The organism is Mycobacterium sp., assembly GCF_040509115.1.
Lineage (GTDB): Bacteria > Actinomycetota > Actinomycetes > Mycobacteriales > Mycobacteriaceae > Mycobacterium.
This window is the reverse complement of the sequence record NZ_JBEVLO010000101.1, coordinates 1-19,688: the sequence shown is the minus strand read 5'-3', so window position 1 is coordinate 19,688 and position 19,688 is coordinate 1. Positions and strand designations below refer to the sequence as shown.

At 68.8% G+C, this 19,688-nt stretch carries 12 protein-coding genes and 1 pseudogene; 4 read left to right on the top strand and 9 right to left on the bottom strand.

Annotated elements, in window-relative coordinates:
- A pseudogene (locus ABW137_RS08550) lies at positions 1-693 on the top strand (serine/threonine protein kinase); the annotation flags it as partial.
- A gap of 97 nt (positions 694-790) precedes the next feature.
- Positions 791-1,642, top strand: a complete 852-nt coding sequence (locus ABW137_RS08545) for a putative endonuclease domain-containing protein (protein ID WP_526398847.1) — start codon at positions 791-793, stop codon at positions 1,640-1,642.
- Between the two features lie 67 nt (positions 1,643-1,709).
- Here ABW137_RS08545 and ABW137_RS08540 read toward each other — a convergent pair whose 3' ends face one another.
- Positions 1,710-2,621: an MBL fold metallo-hydrolase gene (locus ABW137_RS08540; protein WP_526398854.1), complete on the bottom strand. Its 912-nt coding sequence runs from the start codon at positions 2,619-2,621 to the stop codon at positions 1,710-1,712.
- Between the two features lie 25 nt (positions 2,622-2,646).
- On the opposite strand from ABW137_RS08540, the gene ABW137_RS08535 reads away from it, so the two are divergent.
- Positions 2,647-3,132, top strand: a complete 486-nt coding sequence (locus tag ABW137_RS08535; protein WP_526398845.1) for a hypothetical protein — start codon at positions 2,647-2,649, stop codon at positions 3,130-3,132.
- Positions 3,126-3,584 carry an RDD family protein gene (locus ABW137_RS08530; RefSeq protein ID WP_526398843.1) on the top strand — a complete coding sequence of 153 codons (459 nt, stop codon included), beginning with the start codon at positions 3,126-3,128 and terminating at the stop codon, positions 3,582-3,584. The genes ABW137_RS08535 and ABW137_RS08530 overlap by 7 nt, the downstream gene beginning before the upstream one ends.
- On the opposite strand, the gene ABW137_RS08525 is transcribed toward ABW137_RS08530, so the two are convergent.
- The 8 genes from ABW137_RS08525 to pdxR all read right to left on the bottom strand — a co-directional run bounded on the left by ABW137_RS08525 (position 3,581) and on the right by pdxR (position 19,506).
- Positions 3,581-6,730, bottom strand: a complete 3,150-nt coding sequence (locus ABW137_RS08525; protein ID WP_526398852.1) for an arabinosyltransferase domain-containing protein — start codon at positions 6,728-6,730, stop codon at positions 3,581-3,583. The two genes, ABW137_RS08530 and ABW137_RS08525, sit on opposite strands and share 4 nt — an antisense overlap.
- A 92-nt stretch (positions 6,731-6,822) precedes the next feature.
- Positions 6,823-10,065 (bottom strand): arabinosyltransferase domain-containing protein, encoded by a 3,243-nt coding sequence (locus ABW137_RS08520; protein ID WP_526398841.1) that lies wholly within the window; start codon positions 10,063-10,065, stop codon positions 6,823-6,825.
- 52 nt (positions 10,066-10,117) lie between these two features.
- Entirely contained in the window at positions 10,118-13,384 is a 3,267-nt protein-coding gene (locus ABW137_RS08515; RefSeq protein ID WP_526398839.1) for an arabinosyltransferase domain-containing protein, read from the bottom strand.
- Positions 13,381-15,426, bottom strand: a complete 2,046-nt coding sequence (locus tag ABW137_RS08510) for an arabinofuranosyltransferase (RefSeq protein ID WP_526398837.1) — start codon at positions 15,424-15,426, stop codon at positions 13,381-13,383. Before ABW137_RS08510 ends, ABW137_RS08515 begins: the two co-directional genes overlap by 4 nt.
- Positions 15,427-15,434: 8 nt before the next feature.
- On the bottom strand, positions 15,435-16,217 hold the full coding sequence (dprE2, locus tag ABW137_RS08505; RefSeq protein ID WP_526398835.1) for a decaprenylphospho-beta-D-erythro-pentofuranosid-2-ulose 2-reductase: 783 nt from the start codon (positions 16,215-16,217) through the stop codon (positions 15,435-15,437).
- A complete protein-coding gene (gene dprE1, locus ABW137_RS08500) occupies positions 16,218-17,579 on the bottom strand; it encodes a decaprenylphosphoryl-beta-D-ribose oxidase (RefSeq protein WP_526398833.1) in 1,362 nt (453 codons plus the stop codon).
- 18 nt (positions 17,580-17,597) lie between these two features.
- A complete protein-coding gene (locus ABW137_RS08495) occupies positions 17,598-18,023 on the bottom strand; it encodes a GtrA family protein (RefSeq protein ID WP_526398850.1) in 426 nt (141 codons plus the stop codon).
- A gap of 70 nt (positions 18,024-18,093) precedes the next feature.
- The gene (gene pdxR / locus ABW137_RS08490; RefSeq protein WP_526398848.1) at positions 18,094-19,506 is read right to left on the bottom strand and encodes a MocR-like pyridoxine biosynthesis transcription factor PdxR; all 1,413 of its coding nucleotides are present in this window, start codon (positions 19,504-19,506) and stop codon (positions 18,094-18,096) included.
- Positions 19,507-19,688 lie beyond the last annotated feature (182 nt).

Genomic DNA, 19,688 nt, shown 5'->3' with positions numbered 1-19,688 from the left:
CCGTCGATCGGGTCGCGCCGGCCCGAATTGTCCTTTCTCGGAGCGGTTTTCGACAAGGCGCTGGCCAAGTCGCCCGACGATCGCTACGCCAGCTGCTCGGCCTTCGCGAATGCGCTGGCGGGCAACCGGGTCGACTCGGAGGCGACGATCCTGGCGCCCACGGGTCCGCGCCACGCCAGCAGGCACGCGCCACCACCTTCGTCGCGCCGCAAGGTGGTGTGGTCGATGGCCGCGGCGGTGGCGGTGCTCGTCGCAGCGGCCGCCGCGTTCCTGGTGTTCGGCCGAGATCAGCGCAGCTCGACGCCGACGGCGAAACCTGCCTCGTCCTCGTCGGTTTCGGCGGTGTCGCCCGCCCCGAGCGGTGACATCGAGCTGCCCGTCGTGGTCGTCGGTGCCAGCTGTTCGACGCTGGGCGCGGCGGGTATCACCGAGAGCGAGGCGCCGGCGTACTGCGCGCACCTCTCCACGACGGATGCCACCATTTGGTCGCTGTATCCGGGTGAGGTGTCGAGCCCCACGGTGTCGGCGGGCCCGGGCGACGAGGTCTACCCGGCCGAGACCGAAGGACCCGTGCTGGTGTGCATGGAGCAGACGGGGCAGAGCCGCTTGGACTGCCACGACGGCATCGTTTCGGACCAGTCAGCCCCCACCCCGGCGGTACCTACCCCGTCGGTGCCCACCCCGACCTCCTAGTCGGTCGCGACACATAAACGTTGGCGACGACACGCCGGCGTAGTCCGCCGAGGTTGCTGTCTCGCGGGTTGTCGGTGGCCAATGGGACTCTGCGGGAATGACACCGATCTTCTCGGGAAGTCAAGCGTTGAGCAGCGGTCGGCTGACTCGGCATCGACTCCGAACTGGCTTCGTGGCGGTCCATCCCGACGTGTACGTACCGGAGTTCTCGGAGATGACGACGACGGACCGCGCTCGCGCAGCGGTGCTTTGGTCGAAGGGGGGTGGCGTCGTGGCGGGGGTGACGGCATCGGCTCTTCACGGCGCGCGATGGGTCGGCAACGATGAGCCGATCGAGTTGATCTGGCGGAACCAGCACGCTCCCGCCGGCGTCGTGACGCGCAACGAGCGCATCGCGGCAGACGAGATCGTCGTCCTCGACGGGATCGCGACGACGGCGCTGCACCGCACCGCCCTTGACCTCGGTCGTCATCTGGCGCGTGGTCCCGCGGTGGCTCGCCTCGACGCGTTGGCCCACGCGACGGGTGTCTCTGCCGCCGACGTCGAACCGCTGCTCGCGCGCTATCGCGGCGGTCGTGGGGTGAGTAGGGCGCGGGACGCGATCGCGCTGATGGACCCGGGCGGCACCTCACCCAAGGAGACGTGGCTGCGACTCCTCGTCATCGACGACGGACTCCCGAAACCTCAGTCGCAGTTCCGGATTCACAATGGGGACTACTACCCGCTGGCGTTTCTGGACCTCGCGTGGCCGGAGTACATGGTGGCGTTGGAGTACGACGGCGATCAGCACCGCACGGATCGCAAGCAGTACCGCAAGGACATCAGCCGGTTGCGGATGCTCGAACGGATGGGCTGGATCGTCGTTCGCGTCGTCGCGGAGGATCATCCGCTCGATGTCGTGCACCGCGTTCGCGAAGTCCTCGTCGGTCGCGGGTGGAGCGACACATAAACGTTGGCGACGACGCGCCGACGTAGTGCGCCCAGGTTGATGTCTCGCGGACTCGCCGCCCACCCCGCTAGATCGTCGAGAGCTCCAACCAGTCGTCGACCTCGAACCGATCGCCGCGCGCCACCAGCGTCGCGCCGCCGTGACCCGGATAGTGCGCAGGGATCACGGCCGCGCGGGTGCGCGATGCCTCGGTGAAGATGCGCTTGCGCGTGACCGCCGCGGCAGCGGCATCGACGTCGAACGCGCACGGGTCGTCGGGTCGGGGAATCTGGATGGGGCTGTGCGTCAGGTCGCCGACGAACACGGCTGGCACGCCTGCGTCGAGCCAGAGCACCGACGATCCCGGCGTGTGCCCGGCAGCGGGACGCAGCCGAAGCGACTCGCTGATGCGCAGTTCACCCGACCACAGTTCCATCTGGTCAGCGACGGGAAACACGCTGTCGGAGAACACCGTTGCCATCGTCTCGGTGTGTCCTGGGCCGTCGGGAACGAAGAAGCGGTAGTCGGCATCGGGCATCACGTAGCGCGCGTTGGGGAACGTCGGCGCCCACACCCCGTCGGGTGCTTCCCCCGGTCGCTCCGCTGCGCCCCCTGGAACCAGGTGCGTGTTCCATCCCACGTGGTCGCTGTGCAGGTGGGTGTTGACCACGACGTCGACGGACGCGGGGTGGAATCCTGCGCGGGCGAAGTCGGCGAGGAAGTCCGTCGACAGGTGGTCGATCGGCGGCATGTGCGGACGGTCGCGGTCGTTGCCGACGCCCGTGTCCACCACCACCGTCAGGCCGTCGACCTGCACCACCCAGATCTGCATGGCGATGCGCCATTGCTCGGCGCCGGCGTTCCAGAAGTCCGGCTCCAGCAGTTCGCGGTTCGCGGCCCACGCCTCGGCGGGGGTTTCGGCGAACAGCGACGTGCGCATCTCGATCCCGGTCTCCACGACACGCGTCACGGTGGCGTTGCCGAGCTTGATGCGGTCGATCACGGGTCGACACTACGATGCGGAGGTGCCTGACCTGGTCAACCTGCTCAGACTGTGTGATGGTCTGCCCGTCGTCGGCGGCCCGTTGCGTCGCGGCAGGGAAGCCGTCGCCGTGGAACTCAAGGCGGTGGTGTCCGCGGTGGGATCTCAGGTGGTGGGTCTGGTCCTCGACGAGATCGACCTGACGGCGTTGATCCGCGAGCGGGTCGACGTGGATGCGATCGCCGCCGACATCGACATCGACGCCATCATCGCCCGCATCGATCTCATCGGGTTGGCCAACCTGATCATCGACGGGGTCGACCTGCCCGCCATCATCCGGGAGTCGACCACCAGCGTCACCGCCGAGGTGATGACCGATGTCCGCACCCAGGGTCAGCGGGCCGACGACGCGGTGTCGGGCTTCGTGGACCGCATGCTCGGGCGCGCCCAAACCCCACTGACGCCCCGGACCACCCCAACGCCCCGAACCCCACGGCTGCCACGGACCCCGCGAGCGCCACGGTGGTGAGACCTCACCCGCCCGAGGTCGCCGAACTGGAGACGGCCGGGATCGTGAGCCGAGGGGTGGCCGCCCTGATCGATCTAGCCGTGGCGGGTGCCTTCGTCGGTTTCCTGTACGTCGGGGTGACGTTGACGCGGTTGATGCTGCAGCCGGCCGCGTTCAGCTTCCCGACGCCCAACGCGTTCTTCTCGACGACGGTGATGTTCGGCGTCGCGGTGCTCTACCTGGCCGGCTGCTGGGTCACGTCGGGCTGCACGGCGGGGGCGGTCGTGATGGGACTGCGCGTGGTGGGCCGACGGTCCGGCCGGGTGCCGCTCGTCGTGGCGCTGCTGCGGGCCGTGGCGTGCGTGGTGTTCCCGATCGGGCTGGTCCTCGTCGCCGTCGACGGGCGCCGACGGTCATTGCAGGACGTCGTGTTTCGCACCCGCGTGGTGTACGTCCGGCCCACCGGCCCCTAGGGCTGGATCCGGATCTGACCCGGGCTCCACAACCCGCTGTGCGTGGCCGTGCCGAGGTCGATCTGCGCGGGTTGCGCGTCGACGACGGTGTCGAACCTGCGCAGCGAGCCCCAGTCCTGGCCCCAGTCCTTCGACAGGTACGTCGACATGACCGAGGCTCGGAGCAGTAGGTCGGTGATGCCGAGGAGGCCACCGTTGATGCCGTCCTGCCAGGTGTCGGTGCTCTGCAGCTTCGCGTAGTAGTCCGGCGAGATGCGGAACTTGGGAATCTCCGTGACGCCGTTGGCGTGCAGCATGGGTTGCTGGCAGGGGAAGGCCAACCCCACGGCCCAGTCCATCAGCACGGGTTGCTGCGAGCCGACGTATTCCTGGACGGACCGCACCTCGGGTACGCGTGGCGGTGTCACCGCTATCCAGTCGCCCTGACTCAGCGACAGGTCGTCGGCGATCACCCGCACCGCCACCGCATCCGCGGGCACCTCCGACCGCGGGTACCGCAGATTCCGCCAGGACGGGGTCGGGCCGACGTCGTACGGCTGGACGCGTCCCGCGGGTGTGAGGGCTCCGTCGGGGCCACGGCGGGCGTATTCGAGTTCCACGGTCTGAGCCGACACTAGGCCGTTGGCGACGCTGGTGCCCGTTATCGTGCCCGCCGCGGTGATGACCACCAGTGGGTGCGCGTCGTCGGCGGCGGGCAGTTCGTACCAGGCCGACGCGAGCTTGCTCTCCTGTTGCGGCCCAGTCGAATACGTTCCGGCAACGGGAACACGCGCGGGGTCGAGGCCGTACGGCAGTGGAACGGTCGAGCCGTTGATGCCCGGCCTGGCCAGCTTGACGGGCTGGGTCCAGTCGTAGTCGGTGCCGGGCTGCGGGTTGTTCAACCGGATCGCCTCGGCGACGATGCGGTCGGGAATACCGTTGGGGGAGAAGCCCGTCGGTGCTTCGCCGCCGAGTGGGCCGAGCGGGCCGAACCTTCCGGGGACCGGTGTCAGGAAGCCCGCATTGGAGTCGGGTTCGACGAGCACGTCGTCGGCAAGGCCGCAGCCGCCTGCGAACGCGCGGATGTTGGCCCACCCGTTGGAGTAGGTCGGATATTGGCGCACCACGCCGATCGCCATCGAGGCGATGAACACCAGCACCATGAATCCGGCCGCGAGCGGGATGGGAGCGGCGGTGAGTCGGTCCACCACGCGCGAATCACCCTTGCGCGACAGGTGCAGCCAGAACGCCCACACCGCCGCGATCGCGAAGAGCACGAAGAAGACCGTGCTGACGCTGACGCCGCCGATCTTCGGTATCGAGTTGTTGAACGGCGCACCGAAGTTCGACACGTACCACCAGCCGTTGGTGGAGGCGAAGCACAACGCCACCACGAACAACACCAGGGCAAGGAACGCCATCCGGTTGCGTGCCGAGCGCAGCACGTGGCGCGAGACGAGAACCGTGGCGAGCGCCGCCATCGCGCCACCTACGGCGGCGAACAGGCCGAAGTGGTGAATCCACTTGGTGGGCGTGAACATCAGGAAGAAGATCGTGGCGAAGATGACACCCATCAGCCGCCAGGCTGGACCTCTCGCCACCCCTGGCACCCGCTTGCGTCGCAACATCAGAAACAGCGACGGGAAGAGGCACATCGCGGTGAACAGGAAGGCGACCCGTCGCGAGATGGCGCCGTCGGTGGTCGGCAGCACGAGGTAGTAGTAGCGCAGGTTCTCGGTGTACCACTCCTGGCTGGGGCCGATTGCGGTGCGAATCCTGGTGGCTTCCAACACCGTTGCCAACGTCTGGTCGGCGAACACCACGGTCAGGATCACGGTGCCCGCCGCCAGCAGCGGCGCGATGAGTGGCAAGGTGCCGACATCCCTGCGCCGTCGCATCACGATGCGCAGGATCGGTCTACCGCCGGCCAGCAGCGCGGCCACCGCGATCAGCCCCGTGGGTTGGATGCCGAGCGTGAACGCCGCCGTGGTGATCGCCAGCGCGGCGGGCGTCAAGCGGCCCGACGTGATGGCGCGCTCGATCAGGACGTAGGTGATGAGGGCGCCCGTAGCGATCTGGCCTTCGGGCCTCAGCCCGTTGTTGAACGGCATCCACGCGGCGAGCAACACCAACCCGGCCGCCCACACCGCGGGCCGGTAGCCCGACACCGCGGGCCCCAGCCGGGGTAGCACCTCTCTGGACAGCAGCAGCCAGCAGACCAGCGCGCAGATCAGATCCGGCAGCCGGATCCAGATGCTGGAATCGCTGACCTTGGTCATCAGTGCCAGCAGGTTGTAGTACCAGCCGAACGGGTCTTCTGGGCTACCGAACCACCGGAAGTAGTTCGCCATGTAGCCGCCGTGTTCGGCGACGCGCGCCATCTGCAGGATGTAGCCGTCGTCGGACGAGTTGGCGCCGATGACGTACCAGATGGCGAATCCCCCGACGACGACGCCGTCGACCGGGCTGAGCGTGCGCCAGCGCATGGGGATCAGGCGGTGCATGCGCCGTCCGTCGAGCCGGTCGAGTCGCCACAGTGCGAGAAGCGCGACGACGGTCGACACGATCGCGAGCAGCATGGCCGTCAGCTTCAGCGCCGTCGGATGCGTGGTGAAGCGCGTGTCGATGGTCGCGGAGAGGGATAGCCCGGGCGGGGCGGGACCGGTCAGATCGGTGAAGACCCCGACGATGGCAGGCCGCAGGTTCGGATCGGGGTATCCGGTGCGTTGCGGCGACCCGTCCGTCTTGGTCAGACCGACGAAGTCGGCGAAGGTGCCGTCGATCGACGACGTGATGTCGATGGTCGAACAACCCGGGGCAGACCCGGTTCCAGCCACCCGAGCCCGGCTCACGCTCGCGACGACGACGTTGCGCACGATGACGTCGACGCGCGATTGCGTGACGTTCACCAGCATCGCGTTGAGCGCTGCGTCACGGCCCTTGGCGGGCGCGGTGCCGAGCACCAACCCGCCGTCGGCGGGCAGCTCGCGGACCACCGCGCACGGCACGGTCGCGGTCAGGCTCACGGGTGCCAGGGACAGCAGCGGTGCGGTGACGTCGGCGAGCTGGTTCTGATTCTGGGGCCAGTTCAGCGTCGCCGTGGTTTGGGCGACGGGGAGCAGCGGGGTGGCGACTGCCAGCACGAAGCCCAGCAGGCCGGCGATCATCGCGGCCCAGCGGGCCACCTTCACGTCCCGGCCGGCGGTGCCGTTCACGGCGGGTTTGTCGGTGCCGTTCACGGCTGGCTTGTCATCCCCGTTCACGGCAGGGCCCTGATCGGTCCGCCACGGCTCCAGCCGAACACTCGCTTCGAACCTTCCTCGATGACGGCGTCGGGCGACGCACCCTCTGGCACCACCCGCAGGTAGCGCTCGAGTGAGCCCCAGTCCCGGTACCAGTCGTTGCGCAGATAGGTGGGAATCGCCTCGGTCCGCAACAGCGCCTGTACGAACAGGAACGGCCCGCCGTCCTCGGCGGACTGCCACTGATTCGACGAGGCGACCATCTGCTTGAAGTTGGGGATGATCCGGTAGTCGGGAAGTTCGGCCACCCCGAGGCGCTCGGCGAACGGGCGCTGGCATGGGAAGTTGGCCGCGGTGGCGATGTCCATCAGCACTGGAGTCTGACTGCCGAGGAATTGCTGAGCGGTCTGCAGCACGGGGACGCGCGGAGGGGTGAAGGCGAACCACTGGTCGGTGGACAGGTTCGGGTCGTCGGCGACGATCCGCGCGACGTTGGCCTCCGGTGGCGCCGTCGTCAGCGGGAACCGCAGGTTGCGCCACGCCTTCTGCTCGAAGATGTCGATCGGCTGGACTTCGTTGAGCGCCTGGTATGAGCCGTCCGGTCGGACCACGCCCCACTGCAGTTTGAGGGACTGCCCGTAGTTGAACGAACCGTCTTCGTTGTAGTACCAGATGGCGCCGGCAGCGGCGACGGAGACCAGCGGTCGGTCCGGAGTCCTCGGCGGCAGTTGATACCAGGCTGACGTGGCCTTCGCGGCCACGGTGTTCTCGTCGTAGCTACCCATCACCGGCGTCCGTTTCGGATCGAGGCCGAACGGCAGGAAGACCCGGGATCCGTTGATCCCCTCGGGGCCGTAGCCGCCGCCGGTGCCCGCTGCGTAGCCGACGCCGATGTTCGGCTTGTCGACGGGTCCGTCGGAGTTGACGGTGCCTGGGTTGGCGGCGACGGGTTCGGCGGGCTCCAGGGTGTCGCTGACGCCGTTCGGGGTGAAACCGACGGGATCCTCGCCGCCAAGCGGGCCGTACTGACCGAAGCTCTGGCCCGGAACCGGTTGCAGCATACCGGCATTCGTGTCGGCCTCGACGAGTACCGCGTCGGCCATGGCGCAGCTGGTGTCGGACAGTCCTGAGCTCAGCGCGGCCAGGTTGGCTGCGCCGGTGGTGTAGACGGGGTAGCGCCCGGCGGTCGCCTTGAGCATCGAGCCCAGTTCGAGCACCACCATGATGGTGGCCACGACGAGCAGCGGGGTCGATGCCAGTGCGCGGTTGCGCCCGGTGTCGGCGACCTCGGTGTGCCCGGCGTAGTCCATCCGGAAGTGCAGCCAACCGGCGAGCAGACCACCGGCGATGGCGAGCACGAGGAAGATCGTGGTGACCGGCACGCCCACGATGACTGGCTGCTTGTCGAACCACGGCACCCCGTAGTTGCCGACGTAGAACCAGCCGTTGATGCCCGACGTCGCCCATGCCAGCACGAACAGCAGCGCCGTGACGTACAGCGTCAGATTGCGTCGGCTGTGCAGCCCGACGCGGGCGAACGCGAACGCCGTGACGCCGCCGAGTGCACCGGCCAAGCCCGCGAAGGCGCCGAACTGCACGGCCCACTTGGTCGGCGTGAACGTCAGCAGAAGCAGCCCCACCGCCGTCGATCCGACCAGCCGCCAGACGGGACCGCTGACGGCGCCGGGCACGCGGCCGCGGCGCAGCAGGACCATGACGAGGCCGAACAGGCACAGCAGCATGATCAACACGGTGAACCGGCGGGTCAGCGACCCGTCAACGCTGTCCTCGACGGTGAGGAAGTAGTACCGCAAGAATTCCTGATACCAGGGGATCGTCGGGCCGACGACGTACTTGATGCGGACGGCCTCGGCGACCGTCGCCAGGGTCTGGTCGCGGAACACGATGACGAACACCAGCGAGAGGGCCGCGCCGAGCGGGGCGAGCGACGCGGCGAGTCCGTCGACCGCGCGGCGTTGCGACACGATGCGCGCAATGGCCCGTGCCCCGACGAGCAGCGGCGCCACCGCGATCAGCCCTTGCGGGGCGAGCGTCGCGGAGAACATTGCGATGACGATCGCCGCCGCGGCTGGCCACAGCCGTCGTGTGCCCACGGTGTTCTCGACGAGGATCCACACCGCGACGGTGGCGAAGGCGATCAGCGGCTCGGGTCGCAGACCGTTGTCGAACGGTAGCCACGCCGCGAGGAACACCGCACCCGCCGTCCACACCGCGACGCGGTTGACCGCCAGACGTCTGCCCAGCCGGGGCAACATCCAGCGGCTGACGATCAGCCACGCGGCGATCCCCGCCACGGTCGCTGGTAGTCGCATCCAGACGCTGGCGGTACTGATCGAGGCGAGGTGCGCAAGCACGCTCTGGTACCAGTCGAACGGTGCCTCGCTCGCGCCGAAGTAGCGGAAGTAGTTGGCGGAGTAACCGGCTTCTCCGGATACCCGGGCGATGGTCAGGTTGTAGCCGTCGTCGGAGGACAGCGCGCCGACGACGTGCCAGGCGAGGAGTCCGCCGATGACCCCGGCGTCGGCCAACCACGTCGACAGGCCCGCGCGCTGCCTGAGGCGGGCTGGCCGCCGACCCGACACGCGATCCAGCAGAGCCAGCGCGACGATCGAGGCCAGAACGCAGAGGACGCCGAGCGCGATCCCTGCGGACTTCAACCAGGTGGGGGAGGTGATGAAGCGGGTGTCGACGTCGATGCGGGCGGCCAGGCCAGGCTGGGCGGCAACCTTCAGGTCGGTGAAGGCGCCCGCTACCTGGGGGCGCTTGTCCAGCGGCAGTGTTCCCGTCGCGCCGGGGATGCCGACGAAGTCCGCGCCGACCGCGCCGACGTTGGCCCAGACGTGGATCTCGCTGCACGCGCCGGAGTCGACCGCGGCCCTCGGCGCCACCGCGGCGACGGTGTCACGGAACGCGACGTACGCGACGTCGGCGTTGGCGCGGATGAAGAGACCGTTTCGCCCGGCTTCGATGCCGCCCGCCGGGATCGTCGAGAAGACGACACCGCCCGCGGCGGGCAGCGTCGAGACGGCCTGGCAGGGGATCGTGACGTCGAGCGCGAGTGGTGCCCCGGACACCAGCGGGGCGGTCACGTCGGTGATCAGACCGTCGGATCCGGCGCCCTGCGGCCACAGGATGGCGGCCGTCGTCTGGCGCACCGGGAGGAGCGGAGTGAGTGCGCAGAGGAGAAGCCCTACGAGGCCCGCGATGATCGCGATGAGTCGGAGGGTCCTGGCGGGCACGAGGCTCGATGCTATGCGACGAGCTCGTGTGCGCCGCGCCGCCATGCCAGGCTCAGCTCAAACGAAGAGGTCCCGGGCTCCATAGGCCGCTGCGGGTGGCGGTGCCCAGATCCAGCCGTGCGGGCTGGGCGTCGGGGTACCACGGCGTCAGCCTCTGCAGCGCGCCCCAATCGCGGAACCAGTCGTCCTTCAGATAGGTAGGTACGGGTTCGGCGCGCACCAACAGCTCGGTGATGCCGAGTGGTCCGCCCCCGAGGTAGTCCATCACCGGCGAGTTGGCCTCCGCGCCGAAGCGGTCCGGCAGGATGCGCCACTTGGGCACCTCGGTGACGCCGTTTTGGTGACCGAACGGCCGCTGACAGGGGAAGGCCAGGCCGACGAGCCAGTCCAGCAGCACGGGGTCGGTCGAGCCGACGACGTCCTGCAGGGTCTGCAACTGCGGGATCCTGGGCGGCGTCAGTGCGATCCAGTGCTGCGGCGCCAGATCCTCGTCGGAGGCCATCAGTCGCACCTGCGTCGCGTCAGAGGGGATCGCGCTGAGTGGGACCCGCAGGTTGCGCCAGGCGGGGACGGCGCCGACGTCACCGAAGCGAACGCTGCCGCCGGGCTGGTTGCTTGCCGCCTGTTCGTCGGTGGCCCACTGGACCGTGACCTCGCCCGCGTCGAACCGTCCGGCGGCGGCGACGACCAGCAGCGGCCCCGCCTCGTTGCGCGGGGGCAGCCGGTACCACGCCGAGCGCAACTGGGCGGGCTGCTGGGTGCCCGAGCGCCAACTGCCCATGACGGGAGTGGTCCTGGGGTTGAGGTTGTACGGCAACCGGGCGCGCGAGCCGTTCACACCTGCGCCCGCGGTGGTGCCGCCCTCCGTGCCGGGCTCGCTGCCGGTCACGACCCCGCCGTCGGAGTCGGCGAAGTTGCCGCTGCCCTCGGGCTCCATAACCGGGTCGGCCGACAGGTCGGCCGGTATCCCGTTGGGGCTGAACCCTTGTGCGACCACTGCGCCGAGGGCGTCGCCGACGGGGGTGTCCACAGGAGCCAGGACTCCGCCGTTGGGGTCCTGCTCGACCAGCACGTCGGTGGCCAGCCCGCAGGTCTTGCCGGTCACTGCCTCGAGGTTGGATCGGCCGACGGTCCACGCCGGGTACTGCTCGACCATCGCGATGGTCAACGACGCGACCTCGAACACCACCACGGCCCAGACGACGATCGTCAAGGGGGCCTGCGTGATTCGCGACCACCGCGGTGGCGGATCCTTGGCGGGGAGCAGGTCGCGTCCTGAGAAGTGGAACCACGTCGCGACCAGCAGCGCCACCACGGCCAGCCCGAGGAAGAAGGTGGTGAAGCCGAACTCGAACTGCGGGAACTCATTCGACCATGGCACGCCGAAGCTGGAGACGTACCACCACCCGTTGACGCTGGCGAACGAGAAGGCCGTCATGAAGAGCACGATGGCGGTGAAGATCGTCCGGTTGCGCGGTGACTTCATGGCCGCGGCGGTCACGGCGACGGCGGCGAGCGCGCCGAGTGAGCCTGCCAGTCCGGCGAAGACGCCGAAGTGGTGGGTCCACTTCGTCGGGGTGAACATCATCATCAGGAACGAGATGATGGTGATCCCGATGATGCGTCGGCTGGGTCCGGCGGCGGTGCCGGGGATTCGCCCCTTGCGCAACGACATTGCCACCGAGACGGCAAGGGCGAGTAGCACGGCGAGGACGGCGAAGCGGCGCGCGACGGAGCCGTCGGGACTGGCCATGAACAGGCGTTCGTAGCGGATGTGCTCGTCGAACCAGGCGAGGCTGGGGCCGACGGCCGACTTGAACGTGCTGGCCTGGATTTCGCTGGTGAGTGTCTGGTCGCGGAAGATCAGCACGGTGGTGACGGTGCAGGCGGCCAGGATGGGTGCCAGCAGCGCGAGGTAACCGAATCGCGAAGTATGCGCTGCGACAATCGTCTTCAGCGGTCCGATGGCCACCAGCAGGGCGCCGACGGCGGCGATGCCGGTGGGGCCGGAGAACAGGGTCAGCGCGCCGATGATGATGGCGATCGCGACGGGCAGCAGCCGGCTGGTGGCGACGCCGCGTTCGACGGAGCACCAGGTGAGCAGCATGCCGAGCGCGATGATCGGTTCCGGGCGCAGGCCGTTGTTCAGTGGCAACCAGAACGCCAGGAACATGCCTGCGGCGGTCCAGGCCGCGACCCGGTTCACCTTCACCGCATGCCCGAGGCGCGGGATCACCTCGCGGCTGATCACCCACCAGCAGGCCAGGCCCATCAGCAGTGTGGGCAGCCGCATCCACACGCTGGCGGTGGTGACGTGCGCCCACAGCGCCAGAAGGTCGTAGTACCAACCGAACGGGGCTTCCGGGGTGCCGAACCAGCGGTAGTAGTTGGCCATGTAACCGGCGTGCTCGGACACCCGCGCCATGGTCAGGATGTAGCCGTCGTCGGAGGTGTTGGCGCCGACGAAGTGCCACCAGATCAGCGCCGCCGCGACCAAACCGTCCAGTGGTCGCATCGACCACCAGCGCGGCGGAAGGAAGCGCCGGTGCCTGACCCCGTCGGCGGTGTCGAGGACGTGCAGCGCGCCGAGCGCCACGATCGTCAACGCGACGCCGAAGATCATCGCGAGCATCTTCAGCAACGTCGGCGAGGTGCTGTAGCGGGAGTCGATGGTGGCGGAGAACGTCAGGCCGGGCGGTGCCGGGCCGGACAGGTCGGTGAACACGCCGACGATCTGCGGCCGGAAGTCGTAGCCGCTGCGCTCGCCCCGCAGCGGCTGGCCGGGGTCGTCGTCGTCTGGGCCTTGGACCAGTCCGACGAACTCGCCGGTGACCCGGTCGGCGTGGGCGGCGAAGGTCAGCTGCCTGCAGGCGGGGCTGAGGACCTCGGTCAGTGGGGCGCTGACCACGGGGGTGTTGCGGACGATGACCAGCAGGTCGCCGCCCACGCGTTCGATGAGCAGGCCGCGGTCGACGGCCTTGGGTGCCTGTTTGGGCACCGTGGACAGCAGGATGGTCCGGGTCGCGTTCTGCTGGCCGACCAGCCCGGCGGCCGCCCGGCACGGAATGGATATCTCGAGGTCGGTGGCCACGTAGCCGATCAGGGGCGCGTCGACACTCTCCAGGGCGCCGTTCTGCGGCCAGTTGAGTTGGGCGGTGGTCTGGGTGACCGGCAGCAGGGGAGTCGCGATCGCAAGCAACGCGCCGAGCAGGCCTGCGACGATGGCTACGAGGCGTGCGGTTCGGTGGTTGATCCCCGCACCCTCCTGGCTCACGGGGGTAGATGTTAGTTGCCCGCCCGTCGGGGGCTCACTCGTCACGCTGACTGCTTCCTTATCGCCAGCACGAAGGGCCCGACGTCGGAGACGTCCCAGTGCGCGTCGTCGAACAACGCCGCGTCCAGTGCCACCTGGTAGCGGCGGACGTTGGGTTGGTTCGGGTAGACGTCGCTGGCCAGTCGCAGGGTGTAGGTGTCGTTGGCGCCGTGGCGCATCAGGAACACGGTCGGGGGCGCCCATGGCAGTCGGTCGAGGGCGGCGACGAACTGGTCGGGCGAGGTGAGCTCGGCCCAGCCCTCGATGGCCTTCGAGCGCTCCTGGAACTGGGCCAACGGGTTGGCGTAGTGCGACGTCAGGCCCTGGAACCCGTAGTACGGGTAGTAGGCGAGGAAGCTGTAGTCGGCGGTCATGACGACGGTCTGGTTGCGGGGCAGTCCGGTCGTCTCGGTGATCTTGGCGTCGACCTCGGCGTAGTACTGTTCGGCACCCGCGGGCCTGCGGTCCGCGCGTTCGCCGTTGCCGTCGGTGTCGGTGTAGGCGACGACGATGTCGCTGCGCAGTACGTCGGGGATGTCTTGGGCGAACGTCATCGCGCCGATCGCTCCCAGCGCGGCGCCGACGGCGACCACGCGTCGGCTGGTCGTGGCTGAGTATCTCGACGCGATGGCCAGCGTCGTCTCGACGAAGCCGAAGGCGCCCGCCGCGGCGAGCAGCACCGTGAGGGTGGGCTGCAGCCGGAACGACAGCAGGGTCGTGCCGACGAGCGTGGTCAGCATCGACAGCAGTGACCACGCGTAGACGGCGACGACGGCGACGGCCAGCGCTGGTGCCGTCTGCTCTTCGCGCAAGCGCTCATCGGAAGCTATCTGCTCTTCGCGCAAGCGCTCATCGGAAGCCGTCTGCTCTTCGCGCAAGCGCTCATCGGAAGCTGTCTGCTCTTCGCGCAAGCGCTCATCGGAAGCCGTCCGGGTCGAGCTCCGCGCGAACACCACCAGCCACACCGTGCCGACCATGCACAGCGCACCGAGGAGCGTGAAGCTCAGCATCGGGAACGTCAATTGGGCGCCGTCGGAGGGGAGGTAGTGCTGGGCGGTGCCACTGTCGGCGGGCGTGCCGCGGACGGCGGCGAGAAGGTAGGGGCCCCAGCCGATCAGTGCGATGGCTCCCGAGATCACGGCGATCACCGCCAGGCGGATCAGCGGGTCCACCTGCCTGCGGACCGCCGCGAGGAGTACCGCCATGATGACGATCGTGAAGGCCGCGTAGGCGAGCAGCAGCGTGTAGAACAGGGCGGCCACGCCGAGGAACACACCGACGCCGACGATCTCGGCCCAGCCATGCCCATCACCCCGGTCGCTTCGATCCTGGCCTCCGGATCCGCCCCCGGTGCGGGCCCTCAGCCCCGACCACGCCAACACGAAGACCGGGGGCAGCAGCACGGTGATCATCGCGGCGTACGGCTCGGCGGGCGCGTAGGCCAGGGTGACGGCGGCGGTGGCGGCCGACACCACCAGCGCGTACTCGAAGCGAATCATGGCCGCCCACAACACGAGAGCGATGGCGATCGCGACGGTGATCGAGATGACCGCCCACGGTTTGAACATCTCCCAGCCAGGGGTGCCGGTGGCGGCGGCCAGCCGTCCGCCCAGCCAGAACCACCCGGGCGGGTAGAACGGCGGCAGCCCGAGGTAGGTCATGTCGTGCGGGGCGGCGGTGTCGGTGAGCCGCGTCAGGTATTCGGTGCGGAACTGCTGATCGACGGAGACGCCGAAGAGGTACAGCTTGGTGGCGCCGAGCGGCATCGCGAGCGTGACGGCCGACAACGCCGACAACGATGCGATGGCGACGAACTGCGCGATCAGCCTCCTGCCCCGTCGCCAGAGCAGGCCCGCCGCCAACAGTGCTGCGAGACAGACGAACTGGCCGACGGTGGTCAGTGCGTGCAGTTGGTTCGACGAGTTGAACGCGGGCCACTCGACGCGGGAGATGGCGACGAGCGAGACGGCCGAGACCACGACCGCGACCAAGGTGGCCGCAGCGAGGTGCCCCGTCGTCCTGATCGACGTGGGCAGCGCGTGACCCACCGTGCCGCTCAGATCGGAAGCTTGCGGAAGATCGGCCGCGGCACGTGCCGTAGCACCATCATCACGTACCGGAACGCGCCCGGCGCCCACACCAGGTCCTTGCCCTTGGCCGAGGCGGTGACGGCGAGCTCGGCGACGTACTCCTTGTCGACGGTGAACGGGGCCTCCTTGGCGCCGGTCGCCTTCCAGTGCGCGATGGTCGTCGAGGTGCGTACCTGCCCTGGTCGGATGACGAGGACGCGAACGCCGAACTCCCGCAAGGCCTCTCCGAGGCCGAGGTAGAAGCCGTCAAGACCTGCCTTGGTGGAGCCGTAGACGAAGTTGGAGCGCCGGACCCGCTCGCCGGCCGCGGAACTCATCGCGATGATCCGGCCGGAGCCCTGCGCACGCATCTTCTCGCCGAGCAGCACGCCGACGGATATGGCTGCGGTGTAGTTGATCTCGGCGATCTGGACCGCCTTGCGCTGGTTCTGCCACAACTCCTCGGCGTCGCCGAGCAGTCCGAAGGCAACGATCGCGACGTCGACATCGCCGTTGGCCCAGGCCTTGTCGATCACGCCGGGGTGAGTGTCGCTCTTGACGCCGTCGAAGTCGATCCACTCGACCGACTTGGCGCCCGCCGACGTCATCTCGGCGATGGCATCGGCCTTGCGGGGGTGATCTGGCAGGTCGGCAAGGATGACGCGTGCGTGGCTGTCGCGGAGGTAACGCGCACAGATCGCCAGCCCGATCTCGGAGGTGCCACCGAGGAGGAGGATGGTCTGCGGGTTGCCGACGGCATCAAAGACCATTTACAGCAGCTCCAAACGTCGGGCCATGTCCGAGGCGAACACCCCGGCGGGGTCGACCTTACGGCGCACCTCGATCCACTCGTCGATCCGCGGATACATGGCGTGGAAGGTCTCGGCGGTGGTGCGGGAGTCCTTGGCGGTGTAGAGGCGGCCACCGAATTCGAGGACGCGGCGGTCGAGTTCGGTGACGAACTCGTTCAGCCCAGCCTTGATCGGGAAGTCGACGCAGATGTTCCAGCCGGGGATCGGAAAGCTAAGTGGCGCTTGGTTACCCGGACCGAAGAGCTTGAACACGTTGAGGAACGAGTAGTGGCCGGACCGCTGGATGTCGTTGATGATCGACTTGAACTCGTCGACGGCCTCGGTGGGAACCACGAACTGGTACTGCAGGAATCCGGCTGGGCCGTAGGCGCGGTTCCACTCCCCGAACATGTCGAGTGGGTGATAGAACTGCGTCAGATTCTGGACCTTGCCGCGGTAGGTACCCGACTTGCGGTACCAGAGCTCGCCGATCGGCCCGAAGGTGTACTTGTTCGCCAGCCCGTTGGGCAGGATGTCGGGCACCGTGAGTAGCTGCGGCGCATCGAATTTCAGCGGATCCTTCTGCAGCTTGGCTGGCAGCTGGTCCAGGGTGGCCAGCGAGCCGCGGGAGATGGCGGCGCGGCCGAGCTTCGGTGGCGCGCTGATCGCGTCGAACCAGGCGCTGGAGTAGGTGTAGTCGTTCTCGCTGCCGTCGCTGTGCAGCGCGATGGTGTCGTCGAGCGTCGGCGTCACGTCACCGTCGGCGATGAAGTACGCGGTCTCGGTCGGCGTCATGGCGATGGTGGCGCGCAGGATGATTCCGGTCAGCCCGTTGCCGCCGACGGTCGCCCAGAACAGGTCGGCGTCGGGGCCGTCGGGGGTCAGGTGGTGGACCGCGCCGTCGGCCGTGAGCAGCTCCATGGTGCGGACGTGGTTGCCGAAGCTGCCCGCGCTGTGGTGGTTCTTGCCGTGGATGTCGCACGCGATGGCGCCCCCGATGGTGACCTGGCGGGTGCCGGGCAGCACGGGCACCCACAGCCCGAGGGGAAGGGCGGCGCGCATCAGCTGATCGAGGTTCACGCCGCCATCGACGTCGACGAGGTGGCTGTCGCGGTCCATCGAGTGGATCTTGTCGAGCGCGGTCATGTCGATGACGAGCCCGCCGCCGTTCTGGGCGTTGTCACCGTAGGAGCGGCCGAGTCCGCGGGCGATGACGCCGCGGCCGTCGGCGCTGGTGACGGCCTTCGCGATGGTCTCCGGGTCCGGGGTCGACAGCACCTGCGCGACGGTCGGCGCGGTGCGGCCCCAGCCGGTCAGCCGCTTGGTAGTGGTTGCGAACATCGTGACGAGGGTACCGCCCTATCCGGCGTCATCCTGTGATGCGTCCCGCGTCGGGAGCTTGAAGATCACGGCGCGCTGAACCACGAAGTTGATGACCGTCGCGGTGCCCTGCGCGACGACGAATGCCAGGGGCACGCCCCAGGACTTGTCGGCCCACGCCGTGTACAGCACGTGGTTGATGCCGACCTGCACGGCGAACGTCACGGCGTACAGCGCGACAACGGCGATGAAGCGGGCCGTGCTCGGCGGCGCCTGGAACGTCCACCGGCGGTTGATCAGGTAGGCGGTGGTGGTGCCCGCGATGAAGCTGAGGACCTTCGCCAGGTCGCGCTGCAGTCCCAGCGCGTGCAGTCCGACGTAGAGCCCGTAGTCCACGATCGCCGACAGTCCACCGGTGACGACGAAGCGCCACGCCTGAGTCGTCAGGCTCAGGTTGGGCGACATCGGGGGCTCGGCCACGAGGGGCAGCTTAGCCAGCCTCGTCGCACCGCCCATCTCCCGTCGCCGCAGGGCCTCACCAGCTGACGCTCGCCAACACCCGGCACAGCGCGTCGACCGCTGCGCCGAAGGCGTGCTCGGCGGGGGTGCCGAAACTGATGACGATGCCGTCGCCCGCGGGGATCTCGGGGCCCGCGTCGGGGTGGCGCAGCACCGCCAGACCGGACAGGGCGATGCCTGCCTCGCCCGCCCTTCTGAGCACCTCGGCTTCGGTGCCGTCGGGCAGCGTGAGCAGCAGGTGCAGGCCCGCTGACAGTCCGCTGATGCCGACGTCGAACGGGGCCAGCGCCTCGACGAGTCGGTCGCGGCGGCGCCGGTAGCTCAGACGCATGCGTCGAACGTGCTTGTCGTAGCTGCCATTCGCGATGAAGTCGGCCATCGTCAGCTGAGTGATGGCGTTGACGTAGAACTGTTGCCCGCCGCTGGCGGCGAGCACCCGGTCGATCAGCTCCTCTGGCAGCACCATCCAGCCGAGGCGAAGTACCGGCGACAGGCTCTTGCTCGCCGAGCCAAGGTAGACCACCCGGTCGGGGTCGCGACCCTGGACCGCGCCGACGGGTTGGCGGTCGTAGCGGAACTCCCCGTCGTAGTCGTCCTCGAGCAGGTATCCGCCGGTGCGGTTGGCCCAGTCGAGAACCGCGGTGCGACGGGAGGGGTGCATCGGGACGCCGTGCGGAAAGTGGTGGGCCGGGGTGAGCAGCGCCGCAGACGCGGCGACGCGGTCCAGGTCGTCGACGACGGCGCCCTCACCGTCGACGCGGATGGGCGTGGTGGACACTCCGATCGCGGCCAGCGCCTCGCGGAAGATGAACAATCCATAGCCCTCGACGGCGATCGGCCGGTCGGCGCCGAACACCCTGCCGAGGATCTCGACGCCGTGACGGACGCCCGCGCAGATCACGATCGAGTCGGGTGAGGTGCGCACACCGCGGACCCGGCCGAGGTACTCGGTGAGCGCCTCCCGCAGTTCGATCCTGCCGCGTGGATCGCCGAGTCGGAGGGCTTCGGTGGGTGCGTCGGTCAGTGCCCGACGGGTCGACGCGAGCCAGGCGGCGCGAGGGAACTGGGCCACGTCCGGTGAGCCCGGCATGAAGTTGTGCACCGGTACGCCAGGGACGCGCCGCGGCCGCGTCGGCAGGGGATTGGTGCCACCGTTGGCCACCCAGGTCCCCGCGCCCTGGCGCGAGGCCAGCCAGCCCTCGGCGACCAGTTCGGCGTATGCCTCGGCGACGGTGTTGCGGGCCAATCCGAGATCGGTCGCGAGCGTTCGCGATGGCGGGAGCATGGCGTTCGGCGCCAGTCGGCCCGATCGGACGGCGTCCCGCAGCGCGTTGATCAGCACTTCCCTGGCGCCGCGGGAGCCGGGCGTGATGACCCCGCGGAGGTCGAGGTGCAGGTCGCGGGGACCGGAATTGGACCATGAAGTCACCATCGAATTGAACCATGAAGGTGGGCCTTTGCGCGCTAGCGTGGAGCCATGACACAGACACTGGAACACCCCACCGCCATCGACCGCCTCGACATCTACAAGGTCGCACCCGAGCTCTACGACGCGATGATGAAGCTGAGCACCGCATCGGCGAAGGGCGTCGACCCGACCGTCGGCGAGCT

Excerpts from the sequence above, each read along its gene's own strand:
- dprE2 (WP_526398835.1), bottom strand. The coding sequence starts at position 16,217 with ATGGTCTTTGATGCCGTCGGCAACCCGCAGACCATCCTCCTCCTCGGT.
- ABW137_RS08525 (WP_526398852.1), bottom strand. The coding sequence starts at position 6,730 with ATGATCGCCGGCCTGCTGGGCTTCGTGCTGGCAGTCGCCACCCCGCTG.
- ABW137_RS08545 (WP_526398847.1), top strand. The coding sequence starts at position 791 with ATGACACCGATCTTCTCGGGAAGTCAAGCGTTGAGCAGCGGTCGGCTG.
- ABW137_RS08495 (WP_526398850.1), bottom strand. The coding sequence starts at position 18,023 with ATGTCGCCCAACCTGAGCCTGACGACTCAGGCGTGGCGCTTCGTCGTC.
- dprE1 (WP_526398833.1), bottom strand. The coding sequence starts at position 17,579 with ATGTTCGCAACCACTACCAAGCGGCTGACCGGCTGGGGCCGCACCGCG.